This is a genomic window from Prochlorococcus marinus str. MIT 9302 (genome assembly GCF_000759975.1).
GTDB lineage: Bacteria > Cyanobacteriota > Cyanobacteriia > PCC-6307 > Cyanobiaceae > Prochlorococcus_A > Prochlorococcus_A marinus_M.
The window spans coordinates 46,736-70,161 of the sequence record NZ_JNAM01000010.1 but is presented as its reverse complement, the minus strand read 5'-3'; the positions used below and the strand labels follow the sequence as shown (position 1 = coordinate 70,161).

The following is a 23,426-nucleotide window of genomic DNA, read 5'->3' as shown; positions in this document are numbered from 1 at the left end:
TATAATTTAAAAGTGTAAAAAAATTATAAATGTCAATTTTGCCAAGAAGATTTGAACGAATCAAAAGTGTTTTAGATTGCAGAATGAAAAACTTGACTGTTTTAGTTGAGGATGTCAATAAACCACATAATTTATCTGCGATATTAAGGACATGTGATGCAGCGGGAGTTTTCGAAGCAAATTTTATTAGCAAAACTAATGCCGTTAAGACTTTTAATAGTACTGCTCAAGGAAGTCAAAAATGGGTAACCCTGAATAATCATGAAAACACTATCACGGCAATATCTGATTTAAAGAATAAGGGTTTTAAATTATATGGAACGACTCTTAATAGTGAATCGGTAGATTATAGAAATTTTGATTATTCTCAAAACACATGTTTTGTTTTAGGAGCAGAAAAATGGGGACTAAGTAATGAACTTATATCAATGGTTGATCAATCAATTTTTATACCTATGAGAGGTATGGTTCAATCTCTGAATGTTTCAGTTGCTGCTTCCATATTATTATTTGAAGCTATTCGCCAAAGAAAAAATAAAGGTATATTGCCAGCTAATGGAGAAGGGTTAAATATAGATGAATATCAAAAAACACTTTTTGAATGGTGTTACCCAGAATTAGCTGCGGTGTATAAAAAATCAGCTAAAGAATATCCAAAGTTGAATGATCAAGGAGAACTTGACCCTATTACAGATAACTAAATTTATTCAGAATTTTGACTATCAAAAATTTCTTCAAGATCCTCTCCTATAAAAGAAAGACCTAAAACTAAAAAAAACATTGCCAAACCAGGGAACAAAGCCGTCCACCATATACCTGTAGGTAAAGCGGCAAGAGCAAGATTTAAATCACTTCCCCACTCTGGGACATCTGCAGGAACACCAAGACCTAAAAATCCTAAACTTCCTAATACCAAGACAGCATCCGCAGCATTTAGGGTAAGCAAAATAGGCAAGGGTGTTATTACATTTGGGAGAATATATTTAAAAATAATTGTTTTAACATCAGCTCCTGAAACTTGAGCTGCCTCCACATAAGTTTCGGATTTAACCAATATTGTCTGATTTCTGATTAATCTAAAATATTGAGGAGAGTAAACAATAGACAATGCCAAAGCTGCGTTAAGGATACCCTTACCCAATACAAAAGCCACAACAACTGAAAGCAAAATTACAGGTATTGAAAAAATAGTATCCATTATTAGTGATAAACATTTATCAAAAAAACCACCAAAATAACCACTTAATAATCCTAATGGCAAACCCAAACTTAATGAAAAAAGAATAGCTAAGAAAACAACTTCTATCGCTAAAGATGATCCTTGCAAAGTTCTTAAGCAAACATCTCTTCCTAATCTGTCTGTACCACAGAAATGATTAAGCGAAGGAGGTGCAAAGATATCATTGCTTAACATTGAAAATGAATAACCAAAAAAATTATTAGCCTGTAAAAATTTCATTATTAAAACAACAAGAAGATAAAAAAGTACAATTAAAAATCCAGCTTTTCTGATATTTGCGCCAACACGATTGATTGAGTTAATATCCAAAATATTTTTTAGAGATATGACTGAAATATACCCAATTCTTAAAAAAAAAATAGTTATTAAATTTAAATTTTAAGAAATTACTGATTTAATTTTAGGACTGCCATAAAAGCTTCTTGAGGGACTTCAACTTTACCCATTGCCTTCATCCTTTTTTTACCTTTAGCTTGTTTCTTTAAAAGTTTCTTTTTCCTAGAAATATCTCCTCCATAACATTTAGATAAAACATCTTTTCGTAAAGCACTTATACTTTCACTTGCAATAATTCTGCTACCGATTGAAGCTTGAATAGGTATTTTAAATTGTTGTTTTGGAATAAGTTCTTTTAATTTCTCAACTAAACTTCTGCCAATTCCATAAGCCTTATCTTTATGAACAATCGAAGTTAATGGATCTGCTCTTTCTGAATTTATTAGAACATCTAATCTAACAAGGTCATTCTTTCTATAGCCGATCAAGTGATATTCCATTGATGCATAACCTTGGGTCCTACTTTTCATTTGATCAAAGAAATCTGTAACTACTTCTGCTAATGGAATTTCATAAATCAAAGTAACTCGATCTGTTGTTAGGTATTTCATATCTATGAATACTCCCCTTCTTTCCTGACATAAACCCATTAATGTTCCATTGAATTCATTGGGTGCATAAATTTCCATTTTCACATAAGGCTCTTCTATTGATTCTCTAAGTTGTGGATCAGGAATTGTAGAAGGATTATCAATAAGGATATGTTCCTGCTGATTTAGATTAACCTTATAAATAACTGATGGTGCCGTTACGATTAGATCCAAGTCATATTCTCTTTCTAATCTTTCTTGAACAATCTCCATATGAAGAAGTCCTAGGAATCCGCACCTAAATCCGAAGCCCATTGCGCTACTGGTTTCGGGCTCATATTTTAAAGCTGCATCAGATAATTGTAATTTTTCAAGTGATACTCTTAAATCTGGGAATTGATCAGCATCAGTAGGGAATAAGCCACAAAAAACCATAGGATTTGCTGTCTTATAACCAGGCAAAGGATCATTGGCAGGTGAATTTAAAAGAGTAATCGTGTCTCCCACTCTCGCATCAGCAACTGATTTTATAGAAGCAGCTAAATAACCAACTTCTCCTGCATGTAATTCATCAACTTGCTGCTGATCAGGCGCCATTATTCCTATCTCATCTAGTTCATAATTTTTTTTACTTGCCATTAATAATATTTTTTCTCTCTTATTAAGAGACCCAGATATCACCCTGAAATAAACAATAACTCCTCTGTACGGATCATAATAAGAATCAAAAATCAGTGCCTTTGTAGGTAATTTAATTTCATCTTGAGGATGAGGAATTCTTCTTACAATTGCTTCCAAAATATCTTTAATACCAACTCCAGTTTTTGCTGAACAATTTATTGCATTAGATGTATCGAGTCCAATAATCTCCTCTATTTCTTGTTTTATTTTTTCAGCATCAGCACCTGGCAAATCAATTTTATTTAAAACAGGAATTATTTCAAGATTATTTTCTAAGGCAAGATAAACATTAGCTAAGGTTTGAGCTTCTACTCCTTGACTTGCATCAACAACGAGTAAAGCGCCTTCACAAGCTTGAAGAGATCTACTAACCTCATAAGAGAAATCAACATGTCCTGGAGTATCTATTAAATTCAAAACATATTCTTGGGAATCGTCAGCTTTATATTTCATCCTAGCGGCCTGTAACTTGATAGTAATTCCTCTCTCTCTTTCAAGATCCATACTGTCCAAAAATTGTTCTTGCATATCCCTTTGCTGCACAGTACCAGTATCTTGAAGCAACCTATCTGCAAGGGTAGATTTACCATGGTCAATATGAGCGATTATGCAGAAATTTCTAATTTTCGAAACCGATATATCAGTCATATAGAAAGAAAAATTCTCCTCTTATTACATCTTGTTTAATACTAGCTAATTAGAATTATGGATGGAAACCAAAAATGGAATTATTTCTTTTTTTAATGTCTTTTATGAAGGTACTGTAATTTTCAGAGACTGATAGTTCTGGATAAATTAAGTCATTTATTTTTTTCTGAAGATTATGCTTATCGTTTAAAAATAAAACAGATTTTTCTAGAACCTCAACCATAATTGAAACCGCAGTACTTGCTCCCGGAGAAGCTCCCAACAAAGCAGATAATGATCCATCAGATGCATTTACAATCTCCGTTCCAAATTTCAAAGAACCACCACCTTCAGTTTTTTTAATTATTTGGACTCTTTGACCAGCATTCTTTAAATACCAATCAGAAGGATTAGCTGATGGCATCATATTCTTTAAATTTTCAACTCTTGAGTTATGGTTCTTTAATGATTGTGATATTAGGTAATTAATTAAATCGTTGTTCTTGAAACCAACGTCTAACATAGAAAAAACATTATTCTTTTTAATTGAACTAAATAAGTCAAAGTATGAACTTTGCTTTAGAAATTTCGTTGTAAATCCAGCAAAAGGTCCATATAAAAGAAGTTTTTTATTATCAATCCATCTGGTATCTAAATGAGGCACAGACATTGGTGGCGACCCAATATCAGCTTTACCATAAACTTTTGAGTTATGTTTTTCTGTTAGATCTTTTTTCTCACAAATAAGCCATTTCCCACTAACAGGAAATCCACCATAACTCTTTGCTTCTGGAATTTTCGATTTTTGCAAATAATTAATTGTTTTTCCACCAGCACCAAGAAAAACATAGCCAGTTCTAATTGAAGTTTTTCTACCCTCTGAACTAATTTCTAGTTCCCATTTTGTTTTATCAATTTTCTTTAAATCTACTAATTCTGTTTTGTATCTAATTTCAACATTTTTATTTAAAGAAACTAATGACAAATACTCTTTTGTGAGAGCCTCAAAATTAATATCTGTTCCTCTACCTATTTTGGTAGCAGCAATTTTAGTAAATGGATTCCTATCTTTTGTTATTAGAGGAGCCCATGATGAAATTTCATCAAAAGATGTAGAAAATTCCATATCAATAAATTCAGAATTTTCGGTCATTTTTTGAAATCTTTTTTTTAAAAAAGAAATATTATCCTGACCAGACACAAAGCTAATGTGAGGAATAAATTTTAAAAAATTTTTAATATCAATTTTCCCTGCTTCATACAAAGAGGCCCATAAAGACATGGATTTTTCAAAGGATCGATTTATTGAGAGCGCTTTATCTACTTTTATATTCCCTTTTTCATCTAAAGGAGTATAGTTTAATTCGCAATTAGCAGCATGTCCTGTACCTGCATTATTAAAAGCGCCAGTACTTTCACTTCCTGGAGCATTTAATTTTTCTACAATAAGAATATTTATATCGGGTAAAACTTCTGAAATCAAGAGGGCTAAAGTACTGCTCATTATCCCTGCTCCTACTAAGACTGCGTCAAAGTAGCTATTATCGTTAGTGGAATTTTGAAATGAAGTCACAACAGAAAATTATCTTTTTTGCAATTAATCAAATTTCTTTCTAGGCTTATTATAAAGTTAATACAAAATTATGAGTACTGAAACACTCTCGCTGACAAACGAAAATGTAGAAAAAGTGCTTGACGAGCTAAGACCTTTTTTAATATCTGATGGAGGTAATGTAGAGATTGCAGAAATAGATGGTCCAATTGTCAAAGTCAGACTTCAAGGGGCATGTGGTAGTTGCCCAAGTAGTACTATGACCCTAAAAATGGGAATTGAGAGAAAGTTAAAAGAAATGATTCCTGAAATAAGTGAAGTTGTACAGGTTTTATAAAAATTTTAAACTGATATATTATTTAGTTTTTAATTCCTTCAACAAAGATGATTCCATATCAAGGCAATCAATTGGAAGTCCTTGACCAATAGCGATTAAAAGAGGTGCAAGAATTCCTAAAGTAAAAACTAAATTTGATTGGCTTACATCATATTTACTCAAAGTAAAAGTTATCAAATAAATGATTGAAAAATATGCATGTAGTGAAAAAAATTCTTTTGGCTTTAGAACTGGCCACCTTAAAGTATTTCCCAAGAAATATAAAAAACCTGTCATAAATAAATAGTTACATGAAGATTAAACCAAATATAAACATAATCCTTTTTAGAGACTATTTATAAAAAAATTTACCTAAGATAATAATTAAAAAAATATTAAATCTTCGTTTCTATTTGTAAAAGCTAGACATCCCTTGGAAAATAAGCTTATAATAATTTGGTAGCAATCGCTACTTTTTCGTTCACCCTCAATTGAGGGCGCAGTTCGAGTCATACCATGGAACGGGGGATGGCCGTGTTGTCACATCGAAACATGACTACTTTAACTTACAGAGGTAAAAACTACGTTCAAAACAAAGAAGCCGCTAAAAAGCAACTTGTTGAACTTACCTACAGAAGAAACGTATACACCAACAGAATGGATGACGCTTCTTCTAGTAATGAAAAAGCAGAATTAAATTACAGAGGTGTTAATTACACTAAATAATTTAATTAAACAAATTAAAAGCCCCTTTTTCAGGGGCTTTTTTTTTTGGCTATATTTATCAAGAGTTCTTTTAAAAATATGTCTGAAAGTTGCTGTAATACAAACTCATCGAATAAAGCACCTAATCAGTTTGATCATAAAGATTCGATTCAAGAAAGATATGGCTCAGCCGCACTTGAAAAAGAAAGTTGTCTTTGTACACCAGTTGGGTTTAATCCCGTTTTACTTGAAGCAATTCCTCAAGAGGTCATAGAGAGAGACTATGGATGTGGTGATCCAACAAAATATGTTAAAAAAAATGATATAGTTTTAGATCTTGGAAGTGGTAGTGGCAAAAATGCTTTTATTTGTGCCCAAATTGTTGGGAAAGAAGGGAAAGTTATTGGAGTTGATCAGAATCCTGAAATGCTTTCTTTATCTAGATCAGCCTCTAAAGAAGTTACAAAAAATATATGCTTCAACAATACAGAATTTCTAGAAGGTTCAATTGAAAAACTTGATGAATTAGATAAAGATTTAAATCCATTAATTGCAGATAAATCAGTTGATATTATTTTAAGTAATTGCGTTTTAAACTTGGTAAGTCCAGAATCTAGAAATAAACTTCTAAATAATATAAAAAGAGTTTTAAACGATAATGGAAGAATTGCCATTAGCGATATCGTCTCTAACAAAAAAGTTCCTTTAAGATTGCAAAATGATCATGATCTATGGACTGGATGTATTAGTGGAGCATGGTACGAGCCAGAGTTTATAAGTGATTTTAAAGAACTAGGATTTAAAAATTTAGAATTTGCAGAAAGGAGTGTTGAACCTTGGAAAGTAATTGAGGATATTGAATTTAGAACAGTAACTTTAGTGGGCAATATTTAAAAAAATTCAAGAGTTAAAAATATAATATAAATTTCCATGAGAAATAATCTAAGAGATCAAATACCAGCATTAAAAAATAAGTATTATTTCAACTATGGCGGTCAAGGACCATTACCAAAATCTTCTCTAGAAGCAATAGTTAAAACTTGGGAAATTATCCAAGATTTAGGACCATTTACCAATGATATGTGGCCTTTTATTTACAAAGAAATATTGACCACAAAAAGAATCATTGCGCAAAAATTAGGTGTCAATTCAAAGAATGTAGCTTTAACCGAAAATATCTCTTCCGGTATGATTTTGCCCTTTTGGGGAATAAAAGTAGAAGAGGGAGAAGAGTTGTTAATAAGTGACTGTGAACATCCTGGAGTAGTGGCTGCAAGTCGAGAATTTTGCAGAAGAAATAAATTAATATTCAAAATTTTGCCAATCCAAAAAATTAAAAATCTAAACGACGAAAATATAATTTTAGAGATTTTGAAAAAGCTAAATAGTAAGACTAAGATCCTAATTATGTCTCATATTTTATGGAACTTTGGATATAAAATACCTTTAAAACAAATTTCTATCGAATTAAAAAATAATCGAGAAAATTCTTATTTACTTGTTGATGGTGCTCAAACCTTTGGGCACATAAATATTGAAAAAGAAGTTTTTTATTCTGATTTATATTCAATAACTTCTCATAAATGGGCATGCGGACCAGAAGGACTTGGAGCCATTTATGTCTCAGATAGATTTATTCATGAAACAGATCCAACAATAATTGGTTGGAAATCATTAAAAAAAGAACAAGGCATTTATGAGCCTTCAGATAATCTTTTTCATGATGATGCAAGGAAATTTGAAATAGCTACCTCTTGTATTCCTTTACTTGCTGGGCTCAGGAATTCATTATATCTTTTGGATAAAGACTGCCATGAAAAAGAAAAAAACAAATATATCAGAAAATTAAGTGGAAAACTTTGGGATGAATTAAATCAATTAAAGGGTGTTGAATTAGTTTTAGAAAAAAAATATTTAAATGGGATTGTTAGTTTGAATATCGAAAATATTAAAGATAAGGATAAATTTGTAAAGAAACTTGGAGAAAAGAAAATTTGGATTAGAGTTTTAGAAGATCCAAAATGGTTTAGAGCATGCGTACATCAAATGACTACAGAAGCTGAGATTAATTTACTTGCTAAAGAAATAAAAAAAATATTGACTTAAAGATCTATTGAAATAAAAAAAATTTTAGTCTACCAAGGTATCTCCGAGTTGTCCCATGCAATAAATTTTCCTGTAGATTCTGGTGATTGATTTTTAATAATATTGATCAAGAATTGGGAGGATTTTTCTTTACTAAATAATTTATGTTCTGGAACAAATTTATGAAAAGGTCTAGATAAATCAGTATCTACTGTTCCTGGATGAAGCAATGTGATAGTAGCCTTTGGGAAACGTCTAGCCCATTCAATACTTAAAGATTTAAAAAACTGATTTTGCGCAGATTTTGCAGCTCTATATGAATACCAACCTCCAGTTTGATTATCTCCAATGCTACCCACTCTTGCACTTATACTTGCAAAATTAAAATCAAAATCTTTTGGTATAAATTCTTCAATCGCTTTAGCTAATAAAATAGGAGAAAAGGCATTTATTGAAAAACTTTCCATCATATTTTTTTTATCAAGATTTTGTAATCTTTTTTCTGGTTGAAGAGAATCACTATGAAGTCTACCTGTAGCATTAACAACTAGCCTTAATTTTGAAGGATGATTTGATATTTTATTTTTCAACTGCAAAAGGGATTGAGAATCCTCTATATCTAATTCCCAAAAAGAATTAAATTCACTTTTTCTTCCACACAAAACAACATCTAAATCTTTTTCACTTTCATGCAGATCTTTAGCTAGTCGTGTTCCAATTCCACCTGCGCCTACAACTAAGGCTAAGCCTTTCATTTTATTAAAAATAACTTCATTGATTCTAAGAAGCTTCTCTTGTGATTTGCGTAAAGAGCTTTCTTATTTAATTAAGAAATTTTATTGAGATTTATTTTTTTCTTTTAATAATTTATGAGCTATTTTTCTATCATCAAAATTTATAACTTTATCTTTGAGAATTTGGTAGTCTTCATGTCCTTTTCCTGCAATTAAAACAATATCTTCTTTATTAGCAAATTTAATAGATTCATTTATTGCTTTAAATCTATCAATCTCAATTGTTATTTTTTCTCTTTTTTTTATACCCATCAAAATATCATTTACTATCTTTTGGGGTTCTTCTGATCTTGGATTATCTGAAGTTATAAAAAGTTGATCAGAAAACTCTTCAGCTATTGATCCCATTAAAGGCCTTTTACTACGGTCTCGATCTCCGCCACAGCCAAAAACAGTTATGAGTTTCCCTTCACAAAGTTTTTTAATTGATTGCAAAACTTTTTTCAATCCATCAGGAGTGTGGGCATAATCAACAATTACTGTTGGAAGTGATCTTAAAACGACGTCATTATCAATTTGTATTTTCTCCATTCTCCCAGGAGCACCAGGGAAAGATTGTATTAACTTTGATAGATCTTTTAAAGAAAAATTAAGTTTATACAAAATTGTTATTGCTTGAATTGCATTCATTAAATTAAATTCACCAACAAGTGGAACAAACAGTTTAATTTTTTCCCTAGGTGTATGAAAAATACAGGTGGAACCACTTTCAGTAAATTTTTTATCTGTTACGAAAAAAAAATCATCATTTTCAAATTCACTTTCAGTAATCTTTGTAGAGACTAATGAAGATCTTTTTTCAAGATCAGATGATAATTTAGATATCCAATGGTCATCATGATTTAATACACAAATTCCAACTTTTTCTTTTAAGTAAGGTGGGAAAAATAATTTTCTTTTTGTTTGAAAATATGATTCCATATCTGAGTGATAATCAAGATGATCTTGAGTTAAATTAGTAAAAATAGCTGCCTCGAATTCGCATCCTGATATCCTGTTTTGAGCAATAGAATGAGAACTTACCTCTAATATTGCGAATTCAGATTCTACCTCAACAGCAGCATTTAATTTCTTTTGAAGTTTATCGGCGAAATCAGTTGTATGAGAAGCCACTTCTGAGAAGCCAGGCCATCTATTGAGCAAGGTCCCAAATAATGCAGTCTTTTTCCCTGATTTTTTTAAAAGATATTCCAATAAAAAAGTAATTGTCGTTTTTCCATTTGTACCCGTAACACCAATAAGTTTAAGTTTTCTTGAAGGCCTATTCCAAAACTCAGCAACTATTTGACCAAAAATATAATCTAAATTATCCTCTATAACCAAAATCCTTTCTCGATCAATAGATCCAATTTTCTCTTTTGCAGCAGACCCAATAATGGCAGCCTCCGCGCCATTTTCAATTGCCTCAATACAATATTTTCCTCCATCAACATTTAAACCAGGCATACCTAAAAATAAAGTTCCTTGTTGAACTTCTTTAGAGTTAAAAGAAATATTATTGATTTCATGATCGGTTAAATCTAATGAAGGAATAATTCCTACCAAATCTAAAAGTTTATGTAATTTTATAGATCTCATATAAAAAAATTATTTCTTTAGAATGGTACTAATATTTTTTTGAAACCAATTCTTTAATTGATCATCTTTTAATCTTGGAGAAATGCGGGGCAATTCTATAATCTCCTCTGACCTAATTCCTTCAACAGCAATAACAGGTACTTCATAATCATATTTTTTATATTTATCTTTATATAAATCGACCCTATCAATATCAATTTCTATGAGCTCCTCTAGATTAGGGAATAACTCATTAAGATTTATTTTTGCCAGTTTGTTTTTTAATGAATCACAAAGGCAACATCCCTCCCTAACAAAAATAAATATTTTCATTCATTTAGTCAGGCACAGGGTCACATCCACAGGGAGTTAAAGGATGACATCTGCTTAATCTTCTTAAAGTTAACGACCCTCCCTTCCAAGGACCATGTCTAGTAATTGCCTCATATCCATAAGAGCTGCAACTTGGAATAAATCTGCATCTTGGTCCAAAAAAAGGAGAAAACCACTTTTGATAAAACGAAATCATAAAAAGAAGTATAGAAGTAATTGATTTATTAATAGTTTTGAACACTTTAATGATGTAAAATAATATTTCCAGTAGTAATTAGTTTAATTGAATTTAATCAATTATCCAAATTTATTGCAAATTTCTATTTAATTTAAAATTATGTCAAGATACCGCGGCCCCAGATTAAGGGTTACGCGTCGCTTGGGAGAACTACCAGGTCTCACCAGGAAAGCTTCAAAGAAGTCTAATCCTCCAGGTCAGCACGGCCAAGCCCGTCGCAAGCGATCAGAATATGCAATTCGTCTAGAAGAAAAGCAGAAACTTAGGTTTAATTATGGAGTTTCTGAAAAACAACTAGTACGTTATGTAAAAAAAGCTAGAGCTCAAGAAGGATCTACAGGAACTAACCTACTAAGACTTTTAGAAAACAGACTTGATAATGTTTGTTTTAGATTAGGTTTTGGAGGTACCATTCCAGGCTCAAGACAATTAGTAAATCATGGCCATGTAACCGTTAATGGAAAGGTTCTTGATATTGCTGGTTATCAATGCAAATCAGGCGATGTAATCGGAATTAAAGAAAACAAAGCAAGCAAAAAACTTGTAGAAGGTAATATAGAATTCCCTGGTTTAGCAAATGTCCCACCTCATCTTGATTTAGACAAACCTAAATTAACGGGAAAAATAAATGGGAAATGCGATAGAGAGTGGGTGGCTCTTGAAATAAACGAACTACTAGTTGTTGAGTATTATTCAAGAAAAGTTTAATACTAATTTTCTTTGGATTATTAAATCTCTCATTTTTTAAAAGAGAGATTTAATTTAATTCTTATTTTTAAAAATAATGGGAAATAAGGAAAATAATATAAAAAAGCCAGGTTTTAAGACCTTATCTATTCACCATGGGGAAACATTTGCAGAACAAACTGGATGCGTTATGCCTCCTATTTTTTCTACATCTACTTTCAAACATGGAAATAAAGATAATTTCGACTACACAAGATCAGGCAATCCAAACTTTAGAATTCTAGAAAGCGTCCTTAAATCAATAGAAGATTCTAAATACTGTACAGTTTTTGGATCTGGAATTAGCGCGGTAACTGCAATTTCATCAACACTAAAATCAGGTGACAAGATACTCTGCGAGTCAAATCTCTATGGTTGTACAGTGAGGATGTTCGAAAAAGTTTTCAAGAAATTTGGACTAGAAGTTTTATACACAGATTTTACAAACGAAAATAATATCAAAAAGATTTCATACTTCGAGCCAACCTTGATATGGCTAGAAAGTCCAACTAATCCACTTTTGAAGATACTTGATATTAAGGCGATTTGTGATGAAGCGAATAAACTACAAATCCCAGTAGTTGTGGACAATACCTTTTCTACGGCACTTATTCAAAAACCATTGGACCTTGGTGCAACACTATCACTCGTAAGCACAACAAAATTCATTAATGGACATAGTGATGCACTTGGTGGAGCAGTACTGACAAATAATGAGGTATGGAATAGTAAGATGCTTTTCTCTCAAAAAGCTCTAGGGCTTCAACCATCTCCTTTTGATAGTTGGCTCATTACGAGAGGAGTAAAAACTCTTCCTTTAAGAATCGAACAACAAACGCAAAGTGCAAAATTAATTTCTGAAGAATTAGAGAATCATAAAATAATTAATAAAGTAATTTATCCTTTTAATCAAAAACATCCGCAATTTAATTTAGCAAAATCGCAAATGAGATCTGGAGGTTCTATGATCACCATAAAATTAAATCTTAAAAAAGAGGATACTTTTAAATTTTGCAAATCTCTCAAATATTTCTCTCTAGCAGAAAGCCTTGGAGGAGTTGAAAGTTTAATTTGTCACCCCGCAACAATGACTCATGCTTCTGTTGATGATGAAACAAAAAATCTTTTAGGGATTAATGATGCTCTTGTCAGATTATCGATTGGATGTGAAGAAACAAACGATTTAATCTCAGACATATTATTTGCTTTAAATAAATTCTGAAAATTGAGAGATTTACTTAAAAACCCTATATGGAAAAATTTAGAGTTGGGATATTCTATTCCTGAAAGTATTCATGCTGTGTCTGTAGCATTACCAACTTGGAATGATGTAATAAATTACGAGGAAAAAAATCAAGAATGCATGAATTTATTAAAGTCCATTTACCCAAGATTCGGGCTAAACCCCATAGTGAAAAGATTATGCGAAAAAATAAAAAAGGAAAATTACTACAACAATACAAGTATCTGGCCATATCCGAATGAAAGCATAGCTTTTAAAGCAAAAAAATACATTGATAGAAATACTTCTGAACAATTCTCATTAATAGAAAAAAGAGATAATATAGCTCTCTTAATAACTGAAAAAGAAGGAAGTATTTATGCAAAATATTTTTGGCAACATACTGGTCTTGGCATATCTTCAAGGGCTGCTGCTATAGAACTTGGTCTTGAAGATTGCCCTCCAAAATCTTACGTAAATGAATGTTCTCAAAGAATAAAAAATAGAATTTCTAAATCTACAAAAATTAACTCTAATGATATTCACTTAACTTCATCTGGAATGTCTGCATTGCATACATCATTAGAAATCATATATAAATTATTTCCAGCTAAACCAACACTCCAAATTGGTTTTCCATATGTAGATGTACTTAAATTACCAATGAATATCTTTCATGGAGCCAAGTTAATTACAGAAGAAAATTGCGTTGATATTGAATTAGAAATCAAAAGAATAAATCCATCAGCATTAATTATTGAACTACCGAGTAATCCAATGCTCAAATGTGTAAACATTAAAAAAATTGCGAAAATAGCAAAAAAGTTAAATATTCCCTTAATTGTTGACGATACAATTGGTTCAAATTTAAATATAAATTCCCCAGAACATGCTGATATAGTTTTTACTTCACTTACAAAAATTTTTTCAGGTAGTGGTGATATTCTTGCAGGATCATTAATACTAAATCCAAAAAGCAAATGGATTGATCAATTTAGAAATGCATTAAACGAGATTAATCTTCCAACACTCTCCGATGGAGATACAGTTTATCTAGAGAAGGTTAGTAGAGATGTAAATCAAAGAGTTTTTGAACAAAATAAAGCATGTTTAGAATTAAAAAAAAGATTAGAGACCCATAGCGAGATTAAAAATATTTTCCATCCTGAAAATTGTCCAAATTTTAATTCTTTGCTCACTTCTGATGGAGGATATGGCTGCTTATTATCGTTTGAATTAAATGGAGGATTGAACAAAGCTAAGAAATTTTATGATTCTCTAAAAGTATCTAAAGGACCTAGTTTAGGTACAAAATTTACTCTAGTTTGTCCTTATGTTTTACTAGCTCATTATGACGAGTTGGATTGGGCTGAAAGTTTTGGTATACCCTCGCACCTTATTAGAGTATCAGTTGGATTAGAAGACCAAGATCAATTATGGAAAAGCTTTTCTGAAGCACTAAATAATTTCTAAATTCCTAGTATTTACCGTATAGAAACTTATATACTCTTTTTCTGAATAATAGTTAATATTAATATATATTTTCTCAATAATATAAATGGCAAAAATTTATGAGGACAACAGTTTTGCTATTGGAAACACTCCATTAGTAAAATTAAAATCAGTTACTAAAAACGCGAAAGCTACAGTACTTGCAAAAATTGAAGGTAGAAACCCTGCTTATAGTGTCAAATGTAGGATTGGCGCAAACATGATCTGGGATGCAGAGAAAAGTGGGAAGCTTACAAAAGACAAAACTATTGTTGAGCCAACTTCTGGAAATACAGGAATTGCTCTAGCTTTTACTGCTTCAGCAAGAGGTTATAAACTCATCCTTACAATGCCAGAATCCATGTCAATTGAAAGAAGAAGGGTTATGGCAGTGTTGGGTGCTGAAATTGTTTTAACAGAGGCCTCTAAAGGTATGCCTGGAGCAATAGCTAAGGCTAAAGAAATTGCAGAAAGTAATCCTTCTCAATACTTCATGCCAGGTCAATTTGATAATCCAGCAAACCCTGAAATTCATTTCAAAACTACTGGACCAGAAATCTGGGATGATTGCGATGGTGAAATTGATGTCCTAGTTGCAGGAGTTGGAACTGGTGGCACAATTACAGGAGTTTCAAGATACATTAAGCAAGAGAAGGGCAAAAATATTACTTCTGTAGCGGTAGAACCATCACATAGTCCTGTTATTACACAGACAATGAATGGAGAAGAGGTTAAATCTGGACCACATAAAATTCAAGGAATTGGAGCAGGATTTATTCCTAAGAACCTTGACTTATCAATTGTTGATAAGGTTGAACAGGTAACAAATGACGAATCAATAGAGATGGCTCTTAGATTAGCTAAAGAGGAAGGTCTATTAGTAGGAATATCTTGTGGAGCTGCTGCTGCTGCTGCTGTTAGATTAGCTGAACAAGATGAATACGCTGGGAAGACAATTGTAGTTGTTCTACCTGATTTAGCAGAGAGGTATTTATCATCAATTATGTTTACTGAAGTTCCAAGCGGAATCATTCAAGAACCAGTCAAAGCCTAAATCTATTTTTTCTCCAGTAATGAATCTGGTGAAATATACATAGCATCGCCATAAGAGAAAAATCTAAATTTTTCTTTTATGGCTTTTTTATACAAATCTAATAATCTTTCTCTACCAATCATTGCACTTACTAATAGTAATAATGAACTTTTAGGAAGATGAAAATTAGTTAATAATCCATCAACTACCTTAAATTTATAACCTGGCTTAATTACTAAATCCACGTACTTCGCTATGGGAATAAAGTCATTAATTTCGTGAGAATAACAACTTTCAAGAGCTCTCACGCTAGTTGTCCCAATAGCAATTATTCTTCTATCTGTTTTCTTTATTTTTTTTATTTCCTCCACTACTTCCTCATTAACACTTACCCATTCTTTATGAAGTTTTAAGTCACTTAGATCTTGTTGATCAATTGGTTTGAATGTTCCATAGCCCACGTGCAAAGTTATCGGTAAAATTATTACTCCTTTTTTTTTAAGACTGGAAATAAGATTTTTGCTTAAGTGTAAACCCGCAGTTGGCGCGGCAACGGCTCCTGGATTAGTTGCATACTCAGTTTGATAACTATTCTCATGAAAAGATTCTTCTTCGGAATTTTTTATATAAGGTGGGAGAGGGATTTCCCCATATTTATCAAGAAGGTCATTCATTGAATTGAGATCAGTTATATTTTCAGGAAATTTAATAAATCTCCCTCCAGTTTCTTCATCAAGCCCATCAACAATCAAATTAATATCTTGTGCAGAAGGAGATTTTAATATTATTTTTCTATTTATTTTTAACTTTTTCGCTGGCTTTGCCAAACATAACCAAACACATTCATGGGATCTTTCTAAGACTAATAATTCGACTAACGTCCTATTTTCTAATTGAACCTTTAATCTTGCCTTCATTACTTTAGTGTTATTTACAACCACAAGATCGCCTTTTCTAAATTCATCTAAAAGATTCTTGGTAAATTTATTAGTTAAGCAATTCTCTTCTAAAGCACTATTTCTAACTATCATCAATCTTGATTCGTGCCTTATTGCAGAAGGTTTACTAGCAATTAATGAAGGATCTAGAAAGTAATCATAAGCTTCAAGCTTATAATCTCTTCCTTCATTATTAATTTGTGAAATCAATTAAGTTTAAGATACAAGTGTCTCTGGCTCATTTTCAATCAGGTAAGCCAAGTCTTTCAAGAATGAAGCACCATCAGCTCCATAAATCACTCTGTGATCAGCTGTAAGATTTACTTGCATTATTTTTTTAACAGCTATTGAACCATCACTATTAGCAACAACAGTTGGTTTCGATGATGCTATCGCTAAGATCGCACCCGTCCCTGGGGGTAGAATTGCGTCAAATCTATCAACACCAAACATACCAAGGTTAGATAAGGTAAATGTTCCCGTTGAGTATTCATCAGGTTCTAATTGTTTTGATCTTGATCTTTTTACGAGATCTTTCCAATCCCTTGATAATTCAAATAAATCAGTATTGCATGGTTCTTTTAATACTGGAGTTATTAGTCCACCATCTTCCATCGCGACAGCAACAGCAATATTTATATTTTCAGGATAAGAAATTCCATTTTCTGAAAAACTTGAGTTAACTTGAGGATGTTTCTTTAATGTCTTTGCAACTGCCTTTACAAGTAAAGCAGTCATAGTCACTCCGTTCTGTTTTACCTTTTTGTAAAAATTATCTAATTTATCTGTGTTAATAGAGTACCCCACCCTAAAACATGGAATATCTAAACTAGATTCCATATTTTTGTTTACCGCTTTTTGAAGAGTATTAAATTGAACTGTTTCTCCAGGATTACCAAAACTATTTCCTGCAGTTTCTGGTTTACTTTCTACTTCCAAATTTGAACCAGAAACACTTGCAGGAGAAGTACCTTCTCCTATCCATGGTATAGAGACAGGTTGGCCATTAGCTTTTAAAATATCATCGGCTTGAATCCTTCCGTGAGGGCCAGATCCATGTACCTTTACCAAATCAACACCCATTTGAGAGGCTAGTTTTTTAGCTCTTGGAGATGCAATTATCCTCGAAGAAACATTACTTGTAGCGGCATTAATTTGATCGCTAGTAAAAGATGGTACTGCCTTTTCACTCTTTAAGATTACTTCTTGTGCTTCTTTTTTGATATTTTCAGTCTGAACTACTGGTTTTTCTTTAGTTTTATTGCTTACCAATTCAAGTTGGTCTGAAGTAGAGACTGCGGGTTGATTTCCTTTATTTTGTTCTTGAACAGAAGCTATCTCATCCTCATTTTCTACGATAAGACCTATAGTTTCCCCTACTGGTGCAGTGCTACCAGCAGGCATTAAAACTGCTGCAAGATATCCATCTTGAAAAGATTCAACATCCATATCTGCCTTATCAGATTCAACAACTAATACAGATTCACCTCTTTCAACCTTATCTCCAGGATTTTTCAACCATTCCACAATCTTGCCCTCTGTCATGGTAGAACTCAAGGCAGGCATGAATATTTCGTGAGACATAAGAAAATTGTTATTGCATAAGTTTTAAAAGATTTCTATCAAACTTTCTGAAGTTTTTATGATTTAAAACCCTTTAAACTCTTGATTTAATTATACGAAATCATGTTCACAGTGGGAACTCTTAAAACTTAAGAAAGTAATAATTTAGATCGATTATAAATTTAATTTTTTTTCATTGAGATTTCTTTTTTTCAAATACGCCGCTTCTTCCTCTAATTATTATCTATAGATTGAATAACTCCATCTTTAACAGTAATCGAGACTTGCATTTTTTCAATAAGATTATCGCCCACAGTGACATCACAGAAACTATCCACTTGCCCTTGATCAACAATTTCGTCCATTTTTAATTCGCGAACTTGACTCTGTTGTTGAAGTAGATTTCTTTTTTGTTCTTCAATTTCGTTTCGTTTTACTGCAACTTGTTGTTGCACCTGACTAACCTGTTCTTGAACCCTTGGATCTAATGGATTTACTGACTGGGATCTAATATTGTTTACTATTTCCTGCCCCTCCTGCTCAAGTTGAGATAATTGCTGGTCAATGTTTGAAATTGCTTTACTTAATTCTCTTTCAGCATCCTCCTTCCAAGTTGGTGTAACTATAGCTTTAATAGCTATGGAGCGTTTTATCGATAATGAGTTTTTTGTTTCCATAAAAAATAAAATTACTTTCTCAATATAATTAGAACAAATCAAATTTTCTTATTTAATTTGTTTTCATACATATTTTCTATTTGATAAGAATAATGTTTTTCTATTTCCTTTCTTTTTTGTTTAAGAGTTTGTGTTAACAACCCATTTTCTAAAGTAAATGCTTCAACAAAGTAACAATCTAAGATTTGTTCTTCTGATCTTGCTCCTAGTCTAGCTTTAAGCAAATTATTAATTTTGGATTTAAAAAATGAACTAATATTCTTATTCAGATTTAATTTTGAAAGGTCCTCCTCCAAGAAGTTACTTTTAACCAATTCAATATTAGGAACAACAAGAGCTGTTAAACATTTTTTGTCTTGCCCAACTAGTTGAACCTGATTAATAAATTCAGAACTAAGAATTTCGATCTCTAGAGGGTTAGGTTCTATATTTTCACCACTGGACAGCACGATTGTATCCTTTGCTCTTCCGGTTATAAAAAGAGAACCATTTGGTATTAAAAAACCTAAATCACCAGTATCAAACCAACCATCTTTTGATAAAACATCTTTTGTAGCTAATTCATTATTAAGATAACCCTTCATTACTTGTGGTCCCTTTACAAGGATCTTTCCCACTTCTCTGAACTTCAAAATCTTTTTTTTATCCTCATTCACTATTTTGATTTCTGTAAATGCTAAAGGCTGACCCGATGATCCTCTAACATTTAATTCTCTTCTTCTACAAGTTAATACTGGACTTGTTTCTGTAAGGCCATATCCTACCAAAACATCTACACCTAAAGATTCAAAAAAGAGATCAACATGTTCTGGCAAAGCACCTCCTCCGTTAATAGGAAATTTCAGTTTTGCTCCGCATAGTTTTCTAAGAATATTCGGCCATAAAAAAAGAGTAGACAACTTATGAAGAGGATATCTACCAAGCACAGAAAGAAGTAAGGGGATTTTTGATATAAAAGTTGTTTGATTGATATCTAAATTTCTAATCTTTCTAAGATTTATTTTAAAAAAAGAACTATTACTTATTAAAAACTTAATAAGTTTTTGCTTCTTAGAGGGCATTTTTTTCAAAGCCTGAAAAAAACCATCATGTATTGCCTCCCATAGTCTTGGAACAGTGGCCATTACTACAGGTTTAATTTGTGTGATATCATCTTTCAGAAATTTTGGAATTGTATAGTATTGAGAACAGCCACATGAAAAAAAGAAGTACTCTGCACTCCTCTCATAAGAATGCCAGATAGGTAAAACGCTTAATACAGAAGTCCCAAGCTCTGGATCAGCAATATAGGCTAAATTAATTATTTGATGTAAAAAATTTGCATGAGTCAAGGGAACACCTTTTGGTTTTCCTGTTGTCCCAGAGGTGTAAAGGATAGTAGCAACGTCATCAATTCTTGGATTAAATTTTTCAATAATATTACTTTGAGAATTTCCTTTTTCTCCTGCTCTTAAAAATTGACTCCAGCTTATTAAACTTTCAAATTTCTCATCTTCTAAATTAATTAGAAATTTAAGTCTTTTTTTTAATTCTTCTTTGTTATTTAACTTTAGCCAAATATCCTTAGATTGAACTATTAATCCTACTGAATTAGAGTGCTCAATAATATAGTCTAATTCTACTGAAGGAGAATGAATACCTCTTACTGCATTTATAGCTCCTAAACGCATTAAGCCTTGATCTGCTATGAGCCATCTTGGAGAATTTTCAGATATTAAAGTCACTACATCACCCTTTACTACCCCATAATTTTCAAAAGCAAAAGAGACTTTAGTTATTAAATCAGCCAGCTCAGAATAAGATAATTTTTCTTTATATTGCCCTCTTAAATCGCAAACAGCTAAAGTATCGCCACATTTGAATTTTAAATTTTCCCAAATCTGATCTATATGATTAAGGTTCTCAATAAAATCTCTATTTTTAGCAAATTTATTGTTTAAAGAAAGAGGTTCGGCTGAAGGCCAATATGCTAAATCACCCATATTAAATTGATTTTGGAATTTTAATTTCTATTTTGATACAAAATCAAAATTAAATTCTTCCTGAATGATTTTTTTAACAATTCTCTTGACTTCTTGAATATTTAAATTTTTGTTGTAATCAATCATATTTGCCATAAGACAATTCTGTATTCCACAAGGAACAATTTTATTAAAATTTTTCAATTCGCAGTCGAAATTAATTGAAAATCCATTTATCGTAATCCATCTTTTACACCCAATTCCAATTGAAGCAATTTTCTTATTTCCCATCCAAACACCAGTAAGACCTTTTCTAGAGTGACAATCTATATTGAAAGTTCCAAGAATTTTTATAATGATTTCTTCAATTTTTCTTAAATACCAATTTAAATCTTTATTAAAATTTTTCAAATCTAAAACCAAGTAAGTTACTAATTGTCCTGGCATATGACAAGTAACCTCACCACCTCTATCAATCTTAAAAACATCATATTTATCATCCTTCAAAGAAAATAGCAAATTATCATAATTAGATCCTCTACCCAGGGTATAACAGAGTTGGTGCTCTCCTATCCAAATAAAATCAGGGTTAGAGCCATCTAAAATTAATGCGTCCTGATATTCTTTTTGTAACTTATAAACTTCATTAAAAAAAGAAATTTTATCAGGTTGTTTAATTATTGCTGTTCTATTAACCATATTTAAGTAGATTTAAAAAGTAAGTAAATATTTTTAGATTTGTTATGAAAATTTTAATCCATGGAAAGAATCTTGAGCTCACTGGAGCCTTAAAAGAATATACCGAGGCAAAGATAGAAAAAGCAACCCATCACTACAAAGATATCGTCAAAGAAGCGGATATACACCTTTCAATAGAAAAGAACCCAAGAGTTTCATTCCAAGCTGCAGAAGTTACTATTTTTGCAAATGGCACTGTAATAAGAGCTGAAGAAAAAACTGAAAATCTCTACTCAAGCATTGATTTAGTTTCAAATAAACTTTGTAGAAAATTACGTAAATATAAAGAAAGAAATAATAAAACATCTCATAATAATCAACATAAAAATAAAGATTCTTTCCAAAGCGAAAGTGAGGAATCAAGTTTCTTAGATAAAGCTTTATTCACAGCAGGAAGAGAAGTAAGTCTGCCTGTACCATCTATTAAAAATAAATACTTTGAAATGAATCCAATTTCATCAGAAGAAGCAAGAAAACAATTAGATCTAATTGATCATGATTTCTATGTTTTTCGCAATAAGAAAAATAATGAACTTCAAGTTATATATAAGAGGAATCATGGAGGTTATGGCCTGATTCAATCTAAATAACTTTTAAATGCCAAATATTGAATATGAATTAAACAAAAAAATTCATGCAATTATTATTAATCCCTACCTAACCTGGGATGATTTCTGCGTAAATTGCGATTTCATAAAAAAATATTACATCAAGAATATTTCTACTTCGCTTAATTATTTACCTGATTTAAAAAACTGTTTGAGTAATTACAGCTCCAACATAAATGCACTCATTTCTTATCCTTTGGCAGATTTACCAGTTTCATTTATTGAAGAATTAGTTTGTTTTGCAAAAGATAAAGGGGCAAACGGAATCGAATATATCCCAAACTTTATCAATTTATCAAAAAGGAATTTAGATACTTTCGCTGCCGAAATTGAGCAAGTTAAGTTATCGGGATTACCAGTGACAATAATCATAAATAAATCAAAGCTAGAAGAAGAAATTTTGTATAATGCTATAGAAATATCTCAAGAATTAGGAATAAAAAATTTTCAATTTGGAGATGGTTTTGGGCCTCCTATTACATCGAATGATGTAGACCAAATATTAAAAATAACAGGCCGCCAAAATCAAATTAAAACTGTAGGTGGTATAAAAAAACTGACACAAGTAATCGATTTGTTTGATGCTGGGATTAATTGCGTAGGAACTTCTAATTTTTGTGAGATTTTCCAAGAATTAAAAGTTATTTAAATGTCTGGTTCCGGTGAGTGCAGATTCAAAGGTCTTTGTATTAAAGCCTCTCCACTAGGTGAGAATGATAGATTAATTACTATCCTTACTGATGAGCAAGGAATTATTAGATTAGCGGCACCTGGTGCTAGACGTCCAAAAAGCAGTCTTGCAGCAGCCACTCCCTTAACATATTTAAGTTTGCAAGTATTTGGCAAAAGAAATCTTAAAACTGTACGTCAAATTAAAATACTGAAAAGCTATGCTGCTCTAGGGAAAAATATTGAATGTCTTGCAGCCGCACAAGCAATAACTGAATTAACATTTTTATTAGTAGGTAATAATGACCAGCAACAAAACTATTTATCTTGTGTTCTTGCTCATTTAGATAGGATTTATTTATATGAAGTTTCTCAACAAGAGGATATTAAAATGCTCTCAATGAGTATTCAATCTTTAATCCATCTATTAGCCATAGGGGGGATTAATTTACCAATTCATCATTGCTGTAAAACGGGAGCGCCTATTGTTCCTCCTTTAGGAAATTGGGAATGGGGTTGTTATTTTTTGCCAAATGAAGGGTTTTCTTCCATCGAAGATCCTCAAAGTAATATAAAAATAAATGCATCTGAAGTTGCCTTATTACAGAGACTTCTTTTCCCCGAATTGCCAATAAAATCTAATGGAGAGTTATTGGGACCTAAAAAGGTTTGGCTTAAATTATTATTTATTATTGAAACTTGGATCTCTACTCAATTAGAAAAAGATCTATCTTCACTAAAAATGTTGAGAGAATTTTATAACTAGCTTTTTCATTCACTATTAATAAATTTAAAAAATATGATCT

25 protein-coding genes are annotated in these 23,426 nt (G+C 31.6%); 12 read left to right on the top strand and 13 right to left on the bottom strand.

All coding sequences use genetic code 11. The annotated features are described in order from the left end of the window. Positions 1-29 precede the first annotated feature (29 nt). Positions 30-701 carry a tRNA (guanosine(18)-2'-O)-methyltransferase TrmH gene (gene trmH / locus EU96_RS04165; protein WP_032526727.1) on the top strand — a complete coding sequence of 224 codons (672 nt, stop codon included), beginning with the start codon at positions 30-32 and terminating at the stop codon, positions 699-701. A 2-nt stretch (positions 702-703) separates the two neighbouring features. Here the strand turns inward: trmH and EU96_RS04170 are convergent, their stop codons facing one another. The 3 genes from EU96_RS04170 to EU96_RS04180 form a co-directional block, all read right to left on the bottom strand. After that, positions 704-1,459 carry an ABC transporter permease gene (locus EU96_RS04170; protein WP_032527005.1) on the bottom strand — a complete coding sequence of 252 codons (756 nt, stop codon included), beginning with the start codon at positions 1,457-1,459 and terminating at the stop codon, positions 704-706. A gap of 167 nt (positions 1,460-1,626) precedes the next feature. After that, a complete protein-coding gene (gene lepA / locus EU96_RS04175) occupies positions 1,627-3,435 on the bottom strand; it encodes a translation elongation factor 4 (protein WP_032526726.1) in 1,809 nt (602 codons plus the stop codon). Between the two features lie 55 nt (positions 3,436-3,490). Beyond that, the gene (locus tag EU96_RS04180) at positions 3,491-4,987 is read right to left on the bottom strand and encodes a malate:quinone oxidoreductase (protein WP_032526725.1); all 1,497 of its coding nucleotides are present in this window, start codon (positions 4,985-4,987) and stop codon (positions 3,491-3,493) included. 70 nt (positions 4,988-5,057) lie between these two features. On the opposite strand from EU96_RS04180, the gene EU96_RS04185 reads away from it, so the two are divergent. After that, complete coding sequence (locus tag EU96_RS04185; RefSeq protein WP_002805305.1) at positions 5,058-5,303, top strand: NifU family protein; 246 nt, start codon at positions 5,058-5,060, stop codon at positions 5,301-5,303. A gap of 18 nt (positions 5,304-5,321) precedes the next feature. Here the strand turns inward: EU96_RS04185 and EU96_RS04190 are convergent, their stop codons facing one another. Further along, on the bottom strand, positions 5,322-5,579 hold the full coding sequence (locus tag EU96_RS04190; RefSeq protein ID WP_011375974.1) for a hypothetical protein: 258 nt from the start codon (positions 5,577-5,579) through the stop codon (positions 5,322-5,324). Between the two features lie 255 nt (positions 5,580-5,834). On the opposite strand from EU96_RS04190, the gene EU96_RS09810 reads away from it, so the two are divergent. The 3 genes from EU96_RS09810 (at position 5,835) to EU96_RS04200 (ending at position 8,093) form a co-directional block, all read left to right on the top strand. Further along, on the top strand, positions 5,835-6,008 hold the full coding sequence (locus tag EU96_RS09810) for a DUF4278 domain-containing protein (protein WP_071813219.1): 174 nt from the start codon (positions 5,835-5,837) through the stop codon (positions 6,006-6,008). A 78-nt stretch (positions 6,009-6,086) separates the two neighbouring features. After that, a complete protein-coding gene (locus EU96_RS04195; protein ID WP_032526724.1) occupies positions 6,087-6,881 on the top strand; it encodes a methyltransferase domain-containing protein in 795 nt (264 codons plus the stop codon). Between the two features lie 36 nt (positions 6,882-6,917). Further along, on the top strand, positions 6,918-8,093 hold the full coding sequence (locus tag EU96_RS04200) for an aminotransferase class V-fold PLP-dependent enzyme (protein WP_032526723.1): 1,176 nt from the start codon (positions 6,918-6,920) through the stop codon (positions 8,091-8,093). A 29-nt stretch (positions 8,094-8,122) separates the two neighbouring features. On the opposite strand, the gene EU96_RS04205 is transcribed toward EU96_RS04200, so the two are convergent. The 4 genes from EU96_RS04205 to yidD all read right to left on the bottom strand — a co-directional run bounded on the left by EU96_RS04205 (position 8,123) and on the right by yidD (position 10,997). Next, the gene (locus EU96_RS04205) at positions 8,123-8,827 is read right to left on the bottom strand and encodes an SDR family NAD(P)-dependent oxidoreductase (protein WP_032526722.1); all 705 of its coding nucleotides are present in this window, start codon (positions 8,825-8,827) and stop codon (positions 8,123-8,125) included. 81 nt (positions 8,828-8,908) lie between these two features. Then, the gene (locus EU96_RS04210) at positions 8,909-10,444 is read right to left on the bottom strand and encodes a UDP-N-acetylmuramoyl-L-alanyl-D-glutamate--2,6-diaminopimelate ligase (protein WP_032526721.1); all 1,536 of its coding nucleotides are present in this window, start codon (positions 10,442-10,444) and stop codon (positions 8,909-8,911) included. 9 nt (positions 10,445-10,453) lie between these two features. After that, the gene (locus tag EU96_RS04215; protein ID WP_032526720.1) at positions 10,454-10,756 is read right to left on the bottom strand and encodes a glutaredoxin family protein; all 303 of its coding nucleotides are present in this window, start codon (positions 10,754-10,756) and stop codon (positions 10,454-10,456) included. Between the two features lie 4 nt (positions 10,757-10,760). After that, complete coding sequence (yidD, locus tag EU96_RS04220; protein WP_032526718.1) at positions 10,761-10,997, bottom strand: membrane protein insertion efficiency factor YidD; 237 nt, start codon at positions 10,995-10,997, stop codon at positions 10,761-10,763. 96 nt (positions 10,998-11,093) lie between these two features. Between yidD and rpsD the strand changes: the two genes are divergently transcribed. From rpsD to cysK, 4 genes are all read left to right on the top strand, one after another. Continuing rightward, positions 11,094-11,702, top strand: a complete 609-nt coding sequence (gene rpsD / locus EU96_RS04225) for a 30S ribosomal protein S4 (RefSeq protein WP_011817920.1) — start codon at positions 11,094-11,096, stop codon at positions 11,700-11,702. Between the two features lie 76 nt (positions 11,703-11,778). Continuing rightward, positions 11,779-12,942, top strand: a complete 1,164-nt coding sequence (locus tag EU96_RS04230; RefSeq protein ID WP_032526717.1) for a trans-sulfuration enzyme family protein — start codon at positions 11,779-11,781, stop codon at positions 12,940-12,942. 3 nt (positions 12,943-12,945) lie between these two features. Beyond that, complete coding sequence (locus tag EU96_RS04235; RefSeq protein ID WP_032526716.1) at positions 12,946-14,415, top strand: PLP-dependent transferase; 1,470 nt, start codon at positions 12,946-12,948, stop codon at positions 14,413-14,415. Between the two features lie 85 nt (positions 14,416-14,500). Then, complete coding sequence (cysK, locus tag EU96_RS04240; protein WP_002805805.1) at positions 14,501-15,487, top strand: cysteine synthase A; 987 nt, start codon at positions 14,501-14,503, stop codon at positions 15,485-15,487. Between the two features lie 2 nt (positions 15,488-15,489). Here cysK and queA read toward each other — a convergent pair whose 3' ends face one another. From queA to lipB, 5 genes are all read right to left on the bottom strand, one after another. Continuing rightward, positions 15,490-16,614: a tRNA preQ1(34) S-adenosylmethionine ribosyltransferase-isomerase QueA gene (queA, locus tag EU96_RS04245; RefSeq protein WP_032526715.1), complete on the bottom strand. Its 1,125-nt coding sequence runs from the start codon at positions 16,612-16,614 to the stop codon at positions 15,490-15,492. Positions 16,615-16,620: 6 nt separating this feature from the next. Beyond that, complete coding sequence (locus EU96_RS04250; protein WP_032526714.1) at positions 16,621-17,988, bottom strand: dihydrolipoamide acetyltransferase family protein; 1,368 nt, start codon at positions 17,986-17,988, stop codon at positions 16,621-16,623. Between the two features lie 212 nt (positions 17,989-18,200). Next, complete coding sequence (locus EU96_RS04255) at positions 18,201-18,644, bottom strand: YlqD family protein (RefSeq protein WP_032527004.1); 444 nt, start codon at positions 18,642-18,644, stop codon at positions 18,201-18,203. Between the two features lie 38 nt (positions 18,645-18,682). After that, positions 18,683-20,626: an AMP-binding protein gene (locus EU96_RS04260; RefSeq protein WP_032526713.1), complete on the bottom strand. Its 1,944-nt coding sequence runs from the start codon at positions 20,624-20,626 to the stop codon at positions 18,683-18,685. Between the two features lie 27 nt (positions 20,627-20,653). Beyond that, entirely contained in the window at positions 20,654-21,304 is a 651-nt protein-coding gene (gene lipB, locus EU96_RS04265) for a lipoyl(octanoyl) transferase LipB (protein ID WP_032526712.1), read from the bottom strand. Positions 21,305-21,348: 44 nt separating this feature from the next. On the opposite strand from lipB, the gene hpf reads away from it, so the two are divergent. Genes hpf through recO form a run of 3 tightly spaced genes read left to right on the top strand, consistent with a single transcriptional unit; the run spans position 21,349 to position 23,386 of the window. Further along, the gene (gene hpf, locus EU96_RS04270; protein ID WP_032526711.1) at positions 21,349-21,933 is read left to right on the top strand and encodes a ribosome hibernation-promoting factor, HPF/YfiA family; all 585 of its coding nucleotides are present in this window, start codon (positions 21,349-21,351) and stop codon (positions 21,931-21,933) included. Positions 21,934-21,940: 7 nt separating this feature from the next. Further along, positions 21,941-22,600 (top strand): deoxyribose-phosphate aldolase, encoded by a 660-nt coding sequence (locus EU96_RS04275; RefSeq protein WP_032526710.1) that lies wholly within the window; start codon positions 21,941-21,943, stop codon positions 22,598-22,600. Next, the gene (recO, locus tag EU96_RS04280; RefSeq protein ID WP_032526709.1) at positions 22,601-23,386 is read left to right on the top strand and encodes a DNA repair protein RecO; all 786 of its coding nucleotides are present in this window, start codon (positions 22,601-22,603) and stop codon (positions 23,384-23,386) included. The last annotated feature ends 40 nt before the right edge of the window (positions 23,387-23,426 follow it).